This window comes from Cognataquiflexum rubidum, assembly GCF_022538115.1.
Taxonomy (GTDB): domain Bacteria; phylum Bacteroidota; class Bacteroidia; order Cytophagales; family Cyclobacteriaceae; genus Cognataquiflexum; species Cognataquiflexum rubidum.
The window spans coordinates 90,052-105,709 of sequence record NZ_JAKZAL010000006.1 but is presented as its reverse complement, the minus strand read 5'-3'; the positions used below and the strand labels follow the sequence as shown (position 1 = coordinate 105,709).

At 41.2% G+C, this 15,658-nt stretch carries 13 protein-coding genes; all 13 read right to left on the bottom strand.

Annotated features, from left to right (window positions below; genetic code table 11):
• Nucleotides 1-19: 19 nt before the first annotated feature.
• The 13 genes from MMU05_RS08670 to MMU05_RS08610 all read right to left on the bottom strand — a co-directional run bounded on the left by MMU05_RS08670 (nucleotide 20) and on the right by MMU05_RS08610 (nucleotide 15,502).
• Nucleotides 20-1,177, bottom strand: a complete 1,158-nt coding sequence (locus MMU05_RS08670) for a glycosyltransferase (protein WP_241141285.1) — start codon at nucleotides 1,175-1,177, stop codon at nucleotides 20-22.
• A 13-nt stretch (nucleotides 1,178-1,190) separates the two neighbouring features.
• Complete coding sequence (locus tag MMU05_RS08665; protein ID WP_241141284.1) at nucleotides 1,191-1,967, bottom strand: 2OG-Fe(II) oxygenase; 777 nt, start codon at nucleotides 1,965-1,967, stop codon at nucleotides 1,191-1,193.
• Between the two features lie 65 nt (nucleotides 1,968-2,032).
• Nucleotides 2,033-2,791: a class I SAM-dependent methyltransferase gene (locus MMU05_RS08660; protein WP_241141283.1), complete on the bottom strand. Its 759-nt coding sequence runs from the start codon at nucleotides 2,789-2,791 to the stop codon at nucleotides 2,033-2,035.
• A complete protein-coding gene (locus tag MMU05_RS08655; protein WP_241141282.1) occupies nucleotides 2,788-3,495 on the bottom strand; it encodes an acyltransferase in 708 nt (235 codons plus the stop codon). The genes MMU05_RS08660 and MMU05_RS08655 overlap by 4 nt, the downstream gene beginning before the upstream one ends.
• Complete coding sequence (locus tag MMU05_RS08650; RefSeq protein ID WP_241141281.1) at nucleotides 3,488-4,618, bottom strand: glycosyltransferase family 4 protein; 1,131 nt, start codon at nucleotides 4,616-4,618, stop codon at nucleotides 3,488-3,490. Before MMU05_RS08650 ends, MMU05_RS08655 begins: the two co-directional genes overlap by 8 nt.
• A complete protein-coding gene (locus tag MMU05_RS08645; RefSeq protein ID WP_241141280.1) occupies nucleotides 4,605-6,002 on the bottom strand; it encodes an O-antigen ligase family protein in 1,398 nt (465 codons plus the stop codon). The genes MMU05_RS08650 and MMU05_RS08645 overlap by 14 nt, the downstream gene beginning before the upstream one ends.
• Nucleotides 6,003-6,353: 351 nt before the next feature.
• On the bottom strand, nucleotides 6,354-7,142 hold the full coding sequence (locus MMU05_RS08640) for a 2OG-Fe(II) oxygenase (RefSeq protein ID WP_241141279.1): 789 nt from the start codon (nucleotides 7,140-7,142) through the stop codon (nucleotides 6,354-6,356).
• Entirely contained in the window at nucleotides 7,135-8,085 is a 951-nt protein-coding gene (locus MMU05_RS08635; RefSeq protein ID WP_241141278.1) for a glycosyltransferase family 2 protein, read from the bottom strand. Before MMU05_RS08635 ends, MMU05_RS08640 begins: the two co-directional genes overlap by 8 nt.
• A 112-nt stretch (nucleotides 8,086-8,197) precedes the next feature.
• Nucleotides 8,198-9,502, bottom strand: coding sequence for an oligosaccharide flippase family protein (locus tag MMU05_RS08630; protein ID WP_241141277.1), 1,305 nt, complete (start codon nucleotides 9,500-9,502; stop codon nucleotides 8,198-8,200).
• Between the two features lie 19 nt (nucleotides 9,503-9,521).
• Nucleotides 9,522-10,589 (bottom strand): GumC domain-containing protein, encoded by a 1,068-nt coding sequence (locus tag MMU05_RS08625; RefSeq protein WP_241141276.1) that lies wholly within the window; start codon nucleotides 10,587-10,589, stop codon nucleotides 9,522-9,524.
• 4 nt (nucleotides 10,590-10,593) lie between these two features.
• A complete protein-coding gene (locus tag MMU05_RS08620; protein ID WP_418884465.1) occupies nucleotides 10,594-13,209 on the bottom strand; it encodes an SLBB domain-containing protein in 2,616 nt (871 codons plus the stop codon).
• Nucleotides 13,210-13,371: 162 nt separating this feature from the next.
• Complete coding sequence (locus tag MMU05_RS08615; RefSeq protein WP_241141274.1) at nucleotides 13,372-14,376, bottom strand: radical SAM/SPASM domain-containing protein; 1,005 nt, start codon at nucleotides 14,374-14,376, stop codon at nucleotides 13,372-13,374.
• Nucleotides 14,377-14,554: 178 nt separating this feature from the next.
• Nucleotides 14,555-15,502, bottom strand: a complete 948-nt coding sequence (locus MMU05_RS08610) for a fasciclin domain-containing protein (protein WP_241141273.1) — start codon at nucleotides 15,500-15,502, stop codon at nucleotides 14,555-14,557.
• Nucleotides 15,503-15,658 lie beyond the last annotated feature (156 nt).

Below are 15,658 nucleotides of genomic sequence, written 5' to 3'. Positions count from 1 at the left end.
CCTCTTTTCGCCCTTTCCATTATGATTTTTGTGCGGTAACTGTAGAAATTATCTCTCCAAAATTGGCAATATATTTTTCTATCGAAAAATGGTCTTTTATTCTTTGAGCTCCTTTTTCCCCCATGACCAATCTTTTCTCGGGACTATCAATAAGGATTTGAAAAGATGCTGCTGCTTTCTCGGCATTGTCCCAAGGGACCAAATATCCTGTTTCACCACTTTGGACCATTTCTACAGCTCCACCATGGCTTGTGGCCACAACAGGTTTGCCGGCTGCCATTGCTTCCAAAACCGTGGTAGGCAAAGGATCCGGAAGGATAGACGGAAGCATAAAGATATCCAAACCGCCTAAGATATTTGTAATGTCAGTCCTAAAACCCAAGTCTGTCACATGGTCTTTTAGGCCGAGTTTCTCGAGATGTGCGCGGTTTTCTTCATATAAATACTCATATCCGGTAAATGCATCGCCTACCATTATAAAATGAAGGTTGGGATTGGATTTTACTAAAACTGAAGCCACATCGAGGAAATATTTTTGCCCCTTCCAAAAGCTTACCCTCGCCACCATACCGATAAGGATCACATTTTCCTTAAGGCCAAGTTCTTGTTTTAGATTGGAAGCGGTTTTGAGAAAGGGTCGGGTGTCAATGCCGTTATACAGCAGATTTAACTTACTCTTTGGGGTTAAAGGATGGTTGTCAATGACGGCTTGTGAAACACACAAGAGCATATCTCCAAAAAATCTATTATACAGTTCTAGGGCTACTTTGAACCATTTGGGATGGTTGATGATTTCGTGGACATGCCAAATATGTTTCGTATTGGTCCACCGCGATAGCAAACCCCCCACCACATTGGCGTTGGAATTAGTATAGATGAGAGATACTCCTCGCTCTTTCATCAATCTATTCAAAATTTTGAAGGAGTTGGCAAGTTGCCTCAACAGCGCTATGATCCCTTTCAAACTTAAGTTTTGTCTCCGAATGACACCGTGATCTAGGATGATCACTTCCAATCCAAGATTTTTGATTTCCTGGACAAGAGGGCCTTCATTGGGTAAGATGGTAATGGGATTCCAATCTATTTTTTGAAAGGCAACAAGGGATCTGACTAGATTTTTACTTGCACCATACAAATCGGCCGCACTGTGTATGACCAAAACATTTTTACCTGGCATTATAAAGTTTTATTTATTGGTTCTTGGCCGTGGCACTACCAAATAATTTGTTTTTCGATTGAACCAAAAAATTATAATTTTTTGCCAATAATTTTTTCAAAAGTCCGGAGTCTTCTTTTGGATGCCAATCCGTCGTCCTGATTTTTTCGATCTTGTGCTTGTGGACCTGGTAGGCGTAAGTTGCAATGGAAGTCCGGTATTTGCCGTCAGGAAAAGAAGTCATATCATATCCATGCAGCGTATATGGGGCACATTGCTGGATAATCAACCTGTTAAACGGAACTTCGATCTCTGCTTCTTTACCTGTCCTCAGGTCCAAGATTTTGAGGCTGCCCTTATATTCGGGTTTCCAGTCTTTGTTGAGGTAGAGCAACAGGTTGAGTTCCCGGTACCAATCTTTGTGAAGTGGGTGGTAGTTGAAGTCGAGGTGCATATCCAAAAAACTATTCTTTTTTCCTTGGTGGAGACCTCCACCAAAGTTTTTGGGATCTACAAATACCTCTTTGGAGGTAATGAAAGAAAGCAGTTTATTGAATCTTTCCGAGCTATAATCCTCGTATAGTTCATTCAGTTCGGGACAAAGTTCCTTGTAATTTGATTTTTCAAACTTATTGTTGGCAAAAACATAATCCCGGCTTTTGTTACTCAATTCCGGAATTGAATTGTAGGCAGCAGTCAGCTTGGCCTCATCACAAAAATTATCAATGACCAAATGTGGAAATGGCTGGGCTGTAAGGTAGGCTAATCTAAACCGCTCTAAGTTTTTTTCTATCTCATCAAAATTAATCATATAACTCTTAGTTAAGGATCAGTTTATAAATATTGCTGATTTTATCAATTTATGAAAGGTGCCTGTCAGAATTCCCTTTTGAACATGTAGGAAGCTCCCAAGAATCCGGTGTGGTCTGTCAATTCCACATGGATGGAATCAGAATATTTTGAAAAAAGCTTGAAAAGCACCTTTGGGTCATAGGGGTTCATCTGCATCATTGGCTCAGCTTCCAGTTTCCTGTTTTTGAGACTGGAATAGACAAAGTTATACAGGGCATAATGCGCCCTCAGGTAATAATGATAATACTTGATCTTGGGCCAATTATTCCCGTACGTTGCCTGAATCTGCATGATGCCCCCGATTTCAAGCCTGTCCAACAGCTGTTGGATGATTGCCATTCCGGCCTTGGTCTCAATATGCTGTAGGACGATGTAGGAATTGATAAAATCAAACTTGCCGGTATTGGGTAGGGTTTTGCCTTCAGAAAGCAGGAATTCTACGTTTTTGGTGCCCATTTCAATGGCATGGACTTTGGCCTTTTCCAAAATCTCCGGCGAAACGTCGATGCCGACAGTCTTATTTTTTGTGAGAAAAGAAAAGGGAATTGCCAAACGCCCTACACCACAGCCAAAATCGAGGATAGCAGCATTGGACAAATCAGTGTCATAAAGCCGTTTGATTCTATGCAATGTCTCAGAGACATAGGTTTCCCCGGTTGCAAAAAATTCAGACAATCCTTTATCTGTAATATTTTCAGACTTGTATTTTGGATCCGATAGTACCCCATAATAAGGATCTTCTTTGCCGAAATGTTTCCAGGTTTCTACCGTGTTGGTCTTCATTGATTTCTACTTTTGATAATTTTGGCAGGGTTTCCCCCTACGATACTGTAAGGGGGCACATCTTTGGTGACGACACTTCCGGCCGCAACCACCGAACCCTTTCCCACAGTCACTCCTGCCAGAATAATGGAGTTGGCTGCGATCCAACAATCGTCTTCTATTTTGACAAATGAGCGGGTTACGCCCTGCTCGATCATGGGTAGCGATGGATCCGAAAAATTATGGTTTTCTGAATAGATGCTGACCCGTGGAGACATCATCACATTGTCTCCGATCTCAATATATCCCGAGCAGCCGATATAGGCGTAAGGTCCGATGTTGCTGTTGTTTCCGACTTTCAGTCCGACGCCGGCTTCTCCTCCATAGAGGTTTGTAGGCCGGATGATGGCATAACTTCCAATGGTGACTTTGTCCCCGAAGACCAATCCCTTTTGGGAAAGTCCATTGATCTCGCAGTGGTCTTGGGCAATGAAATTCCTGCCTACGTGGATATAAGGCGCTTGTCTGATGGTGACGCCTTTTCCGATCAAAAAAAGCCCTTTGGCAGCACCAAACCTCCACCTTACCCACATCCCCCTCACCATCCAAATCCCCATCCTGAGCATCACCCCCAAGGTGGAAAACGAGTCCCATTCCCCTCCAAAGCGGTCGCTGAGGTCAATGCCGGTGAGTTTAGTAATGGTTTTGCCGAGGAAATTACCCATTCAGAATTTCTTTAAATGCCTGCTCCAAAGATAGGAAAAACTTCTCCGTGGAAAATTCCTTCAACCTGATTCTCCCTTTTTCACCCAATTCCTTTCTGAGGACAGCATCGTCTGCCAAAAGCTTCATCGACTGAAAAAGTGCCTCAGAATCATTTTTTTCCAAAACCAAAGCAGCATCTCCTGCAACTTCCATCAAAGCGCCTTGCCTGGAAATGATAACGGGCAGTCCGAAAGAGAAAGCCTCCAAAACCGGAAGCCCAAAACCTTCATTTGCCGAAGGGAAAACATAACCCAAAGCGTTTTGGAAGTATGTTGCCAGTTTTTCCTGAGCCACATATCCCATAAAATAGACTTTATCGGTCAATCCCATAGAGGTTGCCAAAGCAGTCAATTCATCATAAGCATCTATGGTTTCTCTAGGCGCTCTTTGTCCCACCAAGACCAAACGGATATCTTCATAACTCCTTTGTTTTACCAAAGTACCAAAAGCTGTGATGAGCATACCGAGGTTTTTTCTTTTTTCTAAGACCCCAACATGGAGAAAATACCGGGTTGATACACTAGAGTTTACTTCAGACGGATGCGCCTTACGTGTTATACCTGATGCCTGATAGACTACCCTGATGGGAATGGATTTGAAAGCCCGCAAGTCCTGTATTCTCATTTTTGAAAATTGGGTAATCGTGATGATCTCTCCATTTTTCCGTAATCCTTTTTCCAAAAAATAGAGGAAATATTTCAGCCAAAGCCTTTGGTAATGTATCGGGGTATCCCAAAAGAAGGTGTCATGGATGACCGATACTTTTTTGCCTCTACCCCAAATCGGACTCAATATGTCCGGGCTAAAAACCAGATCAGCCTTGTGATAATAGGAAAGAATAGGCAAAGAGATCTGTTTTCTGAAGAAATAGAGAAGCTGGAAGAGCATGTTTTTCCACTTGGAGGTATTTCCTTTAAAAAATGATTTGTTTCTGACCGTATCAAAATCAGGTGTGATGATGTAGTCAAACGCTGTCTCTTTCCTCCTTAAAATCTCCTCGCACAAGGAAATGATATAAGTCCTGATGCCTGTCTGCGCAACATGCAGGTAATATACATCTATCAGGATTTTAGGCTTCTCCATGAGTGGTTTTTGCTTTGGGAAGATGGTTCATGGCATAGCCAACCATCCACCAGGATACCCAACTTACATAACCATACATTTCAGCATTTGCCGTAAATAAGGGCAGGAGCATTCCTATTTTGACCGAAGCGGCTGTAAATGCCACCCTGGCTGTCATGACATTTCCTTCCTCTCTGAAGACTTTCAGGCTGTAAGTAATTGAATAATACAAAAGAAGGATATACATTCCCATGCCTATAAATCCCAACTGCACCCCATAGATCAGAAATTGATTTTCACCACCTACCCGGACCTCGTCCGTCACACTTCCGGAATTGCCACTCATGGCTAGTCCAATCCCCAATGGATTTTCTATCATCGACTCCAATGCCATCAGCCATTCCAATACATGTCCGGCACTGGAAGCATTTTGAAATGTAAGCGTATCTACCACAAAGTAATAGAAATCCTCCGAGGCAAAAAACAGGATGAATACCACAAATGTCAAAGCTCCTGAAAGCCCAAAAAGCACCAGTTTGTAAAGTTTGAAAACTATGGCAATAAAAAAAATCATGATAAAAAAAGCAGCGAAAGCAGCTCTTGAGGAAGAGAAAATCAGGCTGCCCATAGAACAAGCCATCACTACCAAATAGGGTATGGAATATTCCCTTTTGCTTGTCAAAAACCATATCAAGCCTGCTGCAAAACCCATCAAAACCGAGCTTGCCAATTCAAGGGGGTCTGCAAAAAAAGAAGCAAAACGTTTGGTCGTGGCCTGTGTTTCAAATGTCCATTGAAGGCCAAAATTCCCGGTAGGTTCAATTTGATTGATTCCTTGAATGAATAAAGCATATCCGGTATAACTTTGGATGTGGGTGTCTATCAACTTTTCCAACACATTGAAAAGAAAGGCTGCAATAGCAATGGTGAAAACGATCCGGAACACCTTGGAAATTTCTTGTGCATTAAATTTTGAATTTCTGCCCAAAAAATAAACTAAAGTAGGAATGAGCATATTTTTAAAATAAAATACTTTATTGATAAAAGCCGTTTCACCGAGCGGTAAAATCATGTACAGGAAGGCAAGTCCGATAAAACCTGTAAATATCCAATCTACCTTATTTAACCTGAGCGGATAGTTAAAAATATTTCTATTGTAAAGGAAGAATAGCAAGATGCCTAACAGGACTAAAATATCTTTGGTCGATTGAAAAATCAAAACAGCCACAGGTGAATGGGTAGCCTGATAGACAATACTCATTACCGTGATGTGAAAAGGGAGGTAGGCCAAAATGAAATAAATTATATATTCCCACTTTCCCCGGAAGACCATGGCCTGCAGGGTATAGTACAAAAGGGGCACAAAACCCAAAATGACAAAAATAAATAGGAAATATTCGATCAACGGCTTTCAGGATTTTGGCAAATCAAAGTAACAATATTTGTCAAGAGGCAATTTTCCATGACATTTTCTACCCATAATATATTCCAAAAAAAACTTACTTTTCGTAATACCGGAGGGTCTGTTTAAAATTATCCGGTAATTATTAAAAGCAGGGCATCTAAATATGGAGAGATCCTCATGATTGATAGATAAGGTTGAACTTTTCAAACTTAAACATCCCGATTAGGTTCATTTAGCGCAATTTAAATTACCCATGTTTTCAATATCATAAACTTTCTCAAAGTAAGTCCTTCTCTTTTGACATATCAAAAACCAGCGCTAGAATACTCTCAATCATTCAATTATTGTGGGTCATTTATCGTTGCTTTTCGTGATATAGTGGTCTTTATAAAATAAGTTATGTGCTCTTTTTTGGATAAGGTCCTCAATATCAGGGTTGTCTTTTTGATCCTCAGTAGCTGCATAGAGTGCTCTTTCCCTCACTTCAGTACCTTCAGGAGGATCACATAAATAATAAATCGCCAGGGATTTTCTTATGTTTTTTCCTCCGGTGTTCACTTGCCGGCTGAGTCCATGCCAAGACTTATAGGTAGTATCGAATAAAACAGCCCTATTGAATTTTATCTCTACTTCTTTTTCTAATTTTTCAGGTTTGTTTGTAACAGGGTTATTACTCCAAAGACCAAAATGACCTCCAAATTCAGGCTCCCAGTTTTTAGATAAATAAATTATAAGATTTATCCGTCTTTGAAGTCCCAGTTTGGGATGAATGTTATAATCTAAATGCGGGTTTAATTTACCTCCATCCGGATGCATATGCCACCCGCCGCCATGTAGTCCAAAATCCGGATAAAGTTTGATGCCTAGGGTTTTGCTCAGGTATGAAACAAAAAATTCCGAACAAAGAAATTCAAAAAGTTTATATGTGCTTGAAGGAAATTTATTCCAGTCATTCAAGGCGGACTTTTTTTCCAATGGATTGGAATAATTAAAAAGACTACTGTCATCAATATCTGGAAACTCATCTGATAAACTTTCAGCAAGATTTCTTTCAACAAACTCATCGATAATCATGTGGGGAAAGGGGATTGAATTTCTGAAGTCCTTCACCCTATTTTCAATCTCTTCAATGTTAATCATTGTATTTTTTTAATAATCCATCTTTAAATCCTTTCCATGCCAATTTCAATTTCTTAGGTCTTCGCCTAATTATAAAATAAGCGGAATTGCCGATAATTTTTACAAATTGAAAAGCAAGTGCCAAAGGTATAAAAAATAACTTTGTGTGGTGTTTGATAAAGATGATTTGGTTACGTTGCACAAGGTAGTGCACCTGGGGATTGAGGAAACCTTCTTTGCCTTTTTCTTTGGTTTTGGAAGAATTCCCGGCAGTATGGTAAATTACAGATGATGGCTCGAACCATAATTTAAATCCGTGATCTTTAATCCTTACAGAAAGGTCCACATCTTCAAAAGAGCCGAAGAAAAAAAATTCCTTAAGTAATCCTACTTTTTTGAGAACATCGGATTTAATCAAAAAAGCACATCCTGTAATCCAATCAATATCCTCTCCTTTTAAATTTCCCGGGTTTTTCCTTCCTTCCTTCCGGGTCAGCGAAAGCCCCAAAAAATCAATTAATGTCCCTCCGGCATTCCAGATTATGTTTCGTCTAGATCCATTGTAATAAATTAATGGTTGGACAGCTCCATATTCCGGCCTGCCATCTATAGAATCAATCAGCTTATCCAGAAAGTTTGGTTCAACTTCTGTATCATTATTGAGCTCCATAACGTAATCAAATCCCCTCTCCAAGGCATATCTAATCCCCACGTTATTTCCCCCTGAGAAGCCAAGGTTTTCTTTATTGAAAAGAAATATTGCAAAATCTCCAAACTCCTCTTTTAGAATTTGACCGGAACCATCCTGAGAGTTGTTGTCAACGACAATCACTTTAAAATTTTTATAAATACATTTTTTCAAAGAATTCAGGCACAATTTGCTATCTGCATAATTATTCCAATTAATAAGAACGATTGCGACAGAGGGTGTTAAGGAGCGGTTTGTGTCAAGATGTTTATTCATCGTTATTTAAATAAGAGTAAGTTGGATTTCCCATTTCTATCTGAGTTGAGAAATTTTGTTTATTTCATTTCCGGAATTTATGACAGTAATTTTTGGACCTTATGTTTATTATTTAAACTGAATTGATATTCATCCAAAAAGCTTTTAAAACGTCGCCGTTTTTCTGGAAATTCAAGATGGTACAAATTATCAAAACCATCAATTCCGTAGAAAGTAAACCATATGACAAGCCTATACCTCCGTAAAAATAGGACAGTCCAAAACAAACAGGGAGCATGTAAAGCAACAATATCCAAGAAGATCGGAACATCAGTTCCTTTTGGTCTCTAGCTAAAAATATGACGACATTGGCAACGTTCAGACAGGCAAACAGGGGGACAAAAGCCAACATCCTCAGGTATGTGACAGATTCTGCCAGATTGGTCTTCGACAGTAATTGGATAATGTAGGGAGCCAATGCAAAAGTAAGTAGAGAAACAAAAAGGGAAACCACCAGGGAACCGAAGTACGCTTTTCTCAAAAAAACAACAAACTTCCGGAGGTCATCTTTCAGCAACTTTGTAGCATTCGGATAAATTGAGAGAATCACCATGGAAGGAAACACCCTGAGCACCATCGATATCCTTTCTGCCAAACTGAACATCCCCAAAGTGGCTGCAGAAGCAAAGAAACTCAAAACGATCAATCCCCCGTTTACCGAGATATGGGTAGCAATGTTGGATAGAAATAGCAACCCGTTTTCCTTGAGAGAGGCAAAAAGTTGGATGAATTTTGGTTTGTAAAATTTGATTTCCAGCTCATAATGAATATACAGCAGCAGCAGCATATTGATTCCCAAACCTGCCGCTCCCATGATGAAATTGACCCATTTGGACTGATCTGGTGTATGGATAAATAAGACAATACCCAACAAGTAGAGCAATTTGCTGAAGACATTGGCAATGGAAATCAGTTTCATTTTTTCCAATCCCTGAAAAAACCAGATTGGAAGCGTTGCCTCGGAGAACAAAAGCAACACAGAAAAGAGTAATATCCATTGATACTCTCTGAACATGTTCAATCCAAAAATAGCCACCACAATTCCCAAAGTGGCCAACAATGCCATCAAGACTTTGCTAAAAACAATATTGGAGACAATATGGGAAAGCATTTCTTTGTCGTTTTGATGCAGGGCGACTTCCCTAGGGCCACTGAGGTTGTACCCAAAACCTACCATGATATTAGCGAGTATGATCACCGAAAGCGAGAGATTCACCAACCCAAAACCGTCCACGCCGATAGACTGTATCAACAGCGGCATGGAGATCAGGGTAATCACAATATTGGAAGCCTGAATGGTAATCAAAAAAATAAAGTTCTGTATCGATTTGTTCTTGAACAGGCCACCAAAAGTATGGGAAGTGATTTTCTCTATCATATCAGGACAAGATGAAAATTCAACTTCCCTCGATATGAAGGCGATATAATTGTCTGAAATACAAGAAAAGTAAGGCTGCAAAGCCCATCAGCGCAGCACCATAAACCATTCCTTTGAGAAGTTTGATCCGCGTACTTTTCAGAGGATATCTAGGAGCGTCGATGATCTGTATCAAGGGGGAATTGTTGCGGTGGTTGACCTTGGCGATTTCGAGATTTTTGGTAATCTCCGCAAAAACTGCCGATGCAGCCTGTATATCTATCTGCTTTCTGCGGCTGTCTACTGTTGCACTTTGCACAAGTGAATTTGGGAAAGGAATCCTGTCAGCCATGTTCGCATATTCCATCAGGTTTTCATCCAACACGGCCCTGACACTGTCCGCCTGCATTTGGAGGATGGACAGGTTTTCGGCTGTCTTTTTTGTTTTGGTCTCGAGGTAGAAGGTGTTGACGTTTTCTACCATAGCCTCATTGAAAACCTTTGAAAACATTTCGTCTTTGGAACTTACGGTGACATAGATGATACTGAGCTTCCGGTTGGGCTTTTCCACCGACATGTGGTTTTTTCTGATAAGTTTAGAAATTTCTTTGACCACCGAATCCTGTGTTACAGTAAAATTTCCCCTTGGAATGGAAAAATTGAGACCTGTAAAATCCACCTTATTTTTCCATTTTTTGTCAAGCTCATTGAATTCAATAAACTTGTCGATCAGGAGCATTTTGTCGTCGAAAGTACTCAGGAGTGTTTTTCCGAGCATGTTGTCGGATTTGTAGAGTTCCATGATATTTTCACCTTGGAAAATCCCTGAAGGACCGGTCATCGAACCTAGGTTGATGCCCAAAAGTGATGCGATCCCCGAGACCTGCCCCATTCCTCCCATATCCGATTCCTCCAAGACAAAAGTCGTCTCTGCATGATACACCGGCTTCTTAAAAACAGATACCAATGCTCCACTAACAATTCCTATAATTGCTGCCAAAAGAAAGAATTTCCACTGACCGATAAAGAAAAATATCCAACCCTTGAAGTTGAGGATGACTTCTTTGAGGGTAATCTTATCATCCAAAATATGTTGCTCTCCGTTCATCTTGTTATGGATTGAGTTGGGTGAGAACCAATGCAAGCGTCGCAAGGGCTGTGGCAATACCTACTATTTCTCCAGGCCTGACCGGAAGTCTAGGACCTTTGGTCGGAACGATCACTTCTGCTCCCGGAGCGACGGCGGGATAGGTCCTCAGACCCAGAAAGCTCTTTGTTCGGGCAACTTCACCGTTGGCATAGACGACATAGGTTCTTTTCCTATTGGCACGGATATCAAATCCCCCCGCTCTGTTGATATAGAATTTTGTTCCTTTGTCTTTTTCAAACCTGACAGTAGCAGGATATACGACATCCCCTCTCATCCTCACTGTCTGAAGCTGCCTCGGAATAGAAATCACGTCCCCTTCTTCTAGGATGAGGTCCTTGTCAGATCCCGGATTTTTCAAAATATCCTCCAAGTCGATGGCTACAGCTTCGGTCTGCCTGATTCTGAGCGGCGCAAGATCAGCTTTGGTCTCGGAGATGCCCGCTATGGCTTCCCTTTTGGATTGGGCAGCAATAGCTCCTTCCGAAATTCCGAGATCCACATTTCCGATTTCCATATAAAGTCTTTGTAAAAGCAATTCCTGTGCTTCGGAATTGTTTGGATCCTTCTGGAGGTTTTGCTGCAGGTTCTGGAGGTTCCTCTGTCTCCTAAGTTGTTCTGATTCGGTATCAAAATATTCTGTCCTTCTGATCAAGGTTGCTCCTTTGGTATAGGCATAAGGTGTCAGCCCACCTGCTCTTTTGATCACATCTGAGATCCTTTCCTCTGCAGTCTGAACCGAGAATATGCCCGGCGAATTCACTTGTCCTTCTATCTGGATCTGTTTGTTCAGTGTAAAATTTGGCTTTCTCCTCACTACAACATTGTCAAACGGCTGAAGGATGACAGGATTTTCTTGGATATCAAGCCCGATATTTATCTTGATAGGAACCAATTCCGAAAAAGTGCCCGAATTTGAAGAAGCCGACCTGCGGGCAATTTCGACGTCTGAAGTGTTAGCTGACTCCCTCAATCCCCCGGCAAGAATAATCAGGTCTTCAGCAGTCATCTGTTTTGAAAAAGGATAAGTTCCGGGATTTTTGACTTCCCCGTTGATCTGTACATAAAACTCTTCCTGAAGGTCATAGATGCTGGAGACCCTGACGACGTCTTCCCTTTGAAGGGGAATGTCAGGCGAGTTGCCCTCCAAGATTCCGCGAAGATTCACAGAAATCACCTCTGTGGTGAGGTCGTCATATGTCCTTAAGATACTTGCCCTTTCCAAATAGGCTTCACCTCGGATACCGTCTGCATTTTTGATCAACTGCGAAAGGGTCAACCCTTCAGTAAGGGAGAAATTTCCTTCTCTAAAAACCGCGCCTTTGACTTGAACCCTGTTTGTAAACCTGTCCAAAACCTTTGTCACAGTGTATTCATCTCCTCCTTTGACAGTGAAAATGGAAAATTGTTCATTGAAAATATCCGAAACCGCTTTTTCCTTCCCTGTGATTCTGGTGACATTGATCCTGTCTTTGAAGGCCAGGTCGGTAAATCCACCGGCATATTTCAACAGGTCTGCAAAGGTTTCCCCTTCTTTTACCTCAAAGATTTTGGGTCTTTTGACTTCACCAAGTACACTGACTCTGGAAAGAAACGGATCGACCATAACCACATCCTGGTCTTTCAATTGGAAATTGAGGTTGGCATTGCCATTGACCAAAAAATCATAAATATCAACTTTCGATACAATTTTACCATCCCTGATAATTTTCACCTCGCGCATGGTGCCATTGTCACTTGGTCCTCCTGCGGCATAGAGTGCATTGAATACGGTACTGAAAGCACTCAGGGTAAATGTTCCCGGCAATCTCAACTCACCCACCAAATGCACTTTGATTGTCCGGACATTGCCAAGGGTGACCTGCATAAAGGTATTGGGATTGCTTCCGGCCATCCCTGTGTAGAAATTGGAGAGTCTGTTTTTGATGATGATGGCAGCATCTTCAATGCTTTTTCCTGAGAGACCAACCGGTCCAACATTGTCAAGGAGAATGAATCCATCCGAACTGACAGTAGCCTCGTAGTATTTTTCGGACTGACCATATACATCAATGTAAATCAGATCACCCGGTCCCAGGATATAATTCTTGGGTGTGGCAATGTTCAGATTGGGTTCGAAACTCAACCTTCTTTTTTTATTGTAAAAAATATCCATCCCGAAATAAGGAGAGGGCTCATCAGCAAATGAACCCATGTCCTCTTGTTCTTTAAATAATCCACTTGTGATTTCATTCAGGTCGCCTTGCTTCCTTGGTTCTCTTTTGGAAGAAGTGGCTGAGGGTCTTCCCCCGGTGCCTGAAACATCCAATTTTTCAATCCGGTTTTTCAATTTTTCCAACTCAGCTTCCGAAACACCCCTGAGACGTGCCATCTGCAACAATTCAGACTCTGACAACCCGGCTTCAGTAGCCCTGCGGATGAGTTCTTGGATCTGAGCATCAGAAAGGTCATCTACTTTGATGGCGCTGAGGTCAGCCATCGATTGGGCGTGAGTGACATTCAGATTTAAAAATATCGAGGAAAGCACAATGAAAAATATCCCTAAAGCTTTTTTTAGAAATAATTTAGGCTGAAAATACATAAGTTTATTGTGTGTCATTTGGTTGGCAACCTAGATATACTAGTTGGTAAATGTCGTATGAATCTAGGGCGTTATCTATTCAAAATAGGAGAAAATCTGTGTAAATATAGTTATTCCAAGCAGTAAAGAAATATCATAGCAATTAAATTAGGCCTATTCCAGTTACTCTGTGCAGTTTTTGCAGATGTCAATCTGGGACCTGTCCTGCATCAATTGTCTCCGGAATTCGGAATAGGTCTCATTTTTCCAGATTTCTTTGAAGCTGCTTTCTCCGATTTTTCCCATCACATATTGTCCATCTTTGTCAAAACAACAAGGCAGCATCCTGCCATCCCAAGTGAATACTGCTCCCTGCCACATACGCCAACACTTGTTCTCAATTTTCTTTTTGAGTTTCCACGTGCCATCCCCCTTTGGCAGGTACCGTGAATACCGGTGGTCGCTTGGAATCAGCGGTGATCCGTTTTCAAAATCATAGATTTGGGTGGTTTTCAGCTGCAATTCATCCACTCCGACTTCTACGGCCCACTCTTTCAGGGGAGGAATCTGATGTTCGTTTTTGCCTGTCACGAGAAACTGAAGGATAATCCTCGGGAAAAGCTGTTTTGATTCTTTCCTTTTTTGAATCAATAAAGAAAGGCCTGATTTCACCTTTTCAAGATTTCCCCCGATCCTATAATCCTCATAGATTTCCTGCGTGATGCCGTCCATAGATACGATCAGTTGCTTTAGTCCGGAGGAGAGAATGGCCGCCACATTCTTTTCATGGAGGTAATGGGCATTGGTGGAAGTGGAGGTAAACACCCTGTTGGTATCTGCATAAGAAACCATATCCAAAAATTTCGGATGAAGAAATGGCTCGCCCTGAAAATATATGTGGAGAAAAGTTAGGTGGTCTTTGGATTGGTCAATGAGATCTCGAAAGAGCCGCTCTTCTATCATTCCTGTGGGTCGCGAAAAACTCCTTAGTCCACTCGGGCATTCCGGGCACCGGAGATTACAGCTGGTCGTGGGTTCAATTGACAGTGTAGTCGGATAGCCCCATATTTTAGGTTTTCCAAGTAATCTGCTGATTTGGAAGGAAGAAAAAAGCAGCAGGTAATTGCTGAGTTTTTTGAAACTCATGTATTTCAATAGTGCCTTTCCAATTACCAATTTATTTTCCACGGATTGAAATAACCAAAAAATAACGAGCAAATAAAAAGTGCCGGCGGTTACCGGCACTTTTTCCATTTAATTTACTTCATCTTAAAACAGATACTAATTGATTGATATTGAGTATTTCAAAGTTATTTCAAATTCTATCGACTATGGTCTATTAACTATAGTCTATAAACTGTCCTAATTATTGTGGCAACAAAACCTTATCAATCACATGGATTACCCCATTGGTGGCATGAATATTCAAAGCCGCCGCAACCAAACCTGAATCATTGATCTTCAGATCTGATAAATTTACAGTCAGGTTTTTACCGGTCAATAATGTTGGCAATGAAGCCCCTTGTCTCAAATCCTGGGAAAATGCTCTTGCCGGAACCACATGGTATTGCAATACGGAAGTCAGTGTAGCCAATGGAATCTCATCAACACTTGTGACTCCCAAAGCAGTATAAAGATTGCGGAAAGCTGCATCTGTAGGTGCGAAAACGGTGAAATTATCATCAAATCCACCTTGAAAAGCTCCTGCAAGGTTTGCCCTTACCAGTGCCGCAACCAATTGCGTAAACTCAGGCTGGGCAGCAGTAGTGGAAGCAATGGCAATCTGTGCAATACTTTGTGTTGGCGGAGTGATCACATTATCCAAAACATGGATGATTCCGTTGGATGCCAATACGTCAGTGGCAGTAATTTTTGTATTTCCGTTGATCCAGATTTCATTATTTGGAGCAATGCTCACATAAAAAGGATCTCCCGATACTGAAGTTACTTTACCTGCAGATACAGAAGAAGCTGGAACTGACGCTCCAACAACGTGATAAGTCAAAGTTTCTGCCAAGCCATCAGAAGCCAATAATTGGGAAGCTGTCAATCCATTTGCGGTTAAGAATCTGTTGAATGCATCATTGGTCGGTGCGAAAACTGTGAACGGTCCATCTCCTGAAAGTGTTTGTACCAATCCTGCTGTCTGAACAGCAGTGACAAGTGTAGAAAAATTAGCGTTCGAAGCTACTACTTCGACGAGATTTGGATCCGGAGTAGGGGTTTCATCCTCATTGCAGGAGGAGAAAAGCACCAATGTCAAAGACATCATTGCTAAGGTCAATAAAGACCATTTTGATCTGATAGTTTTCATAAAATTCTGTTGGTTAAGTGTTTATTTGAATAACCATGAAACCGCAACATGTAATGAATGTTATCGGATATTACACCAACGTTTTAATTTTGTAAACCAAAGCCACTAATTTGTAACTAAATGAGATTTTTTAATAATTACCTAAAATCCCTTTGT

Excerpts from the sequence above, each read along its gene's own strand:
- MMU05_RS08630 (WP_241141277.1), bottom strand. The coding sequence starts at position 9,502 with ATGATAGAGAAAATCACTTCCCATACTTTTGGTGGCCTGTTCAAGAAC.
- MMU05_RS08665 (WP_241141284.1), bottom strand. The coding sequence starts at position 1,967 with ATGATTAATTTTGATGAGATAGAAAAAAACTTAGAGCGGTTTAGATTA.
- MMU05_RS08670 (WP_241141285.1), bottom strand. The coding sequence starts at position 1,177 with ATGCCAGGTAAAAATGTTTTGGTCATACACAGTGCGGCCGATTTGTAT.
- MMU05_RS08660 (WP_241141283.1), bottom strand. The coding sequence starts at position 2,791 with ATGAAGACCAACACGGTAGAAACCTGGAAACATTTCGGCAAAGAAGAT.
- MMU05_RS08610 (WP_241141273.1), bottom strand. The coding sequence starts at position 15,502 with ATGAAAACTATCAGATCAAAATGGTCTTTATTGACCTTAGCAATGATG.
- MMU05_RS08655 (WP_241141282.1), bottom strand. The coding sequence starts at position 3,495 with ATGGGTAATTTCCTCGGCAAAACCATTACTAAACTCACCGGCATTGAC.
- MMU05_RS08625 (WP_241141276.1), bottom strand. The coding sequence starts at position 10,589 with ATGAACGGAGAGCAACATATTTTGGATGATAAGATTACCCTCAAAGAA.
- MMU05_RS08620 (WP_418884465.1), bottom strand. The coding sequence starts at position 13,209 with ATGTATTTTCAGCCTAAATTATTTCTAAAAAAAGCTTTAGGGATATTT.
- MMU05_RS08640 (WP_241141279.1), bottom strand. The coding sequence starts at position 7,142 with ATGATTAACATTGAAGAGATTGAAAATAGGGTGAAGGACTTCAGAAAT.
- MMU05_RS08650 (WP_241141281.1), bottom strand. The coding sequence starts at position 4,618 with ATGGAGAAGCCTAAAATCCTGATAGATGTATATTACCTGCATGTTGCG.
- MMU05_RS08635 (WP_241141278.1), bottom strand. The coding sequence starts at position 8,085 with ATGAATAAACATCTTGACACAAACCGCTCCTTAACACCCTCTGTCGCA.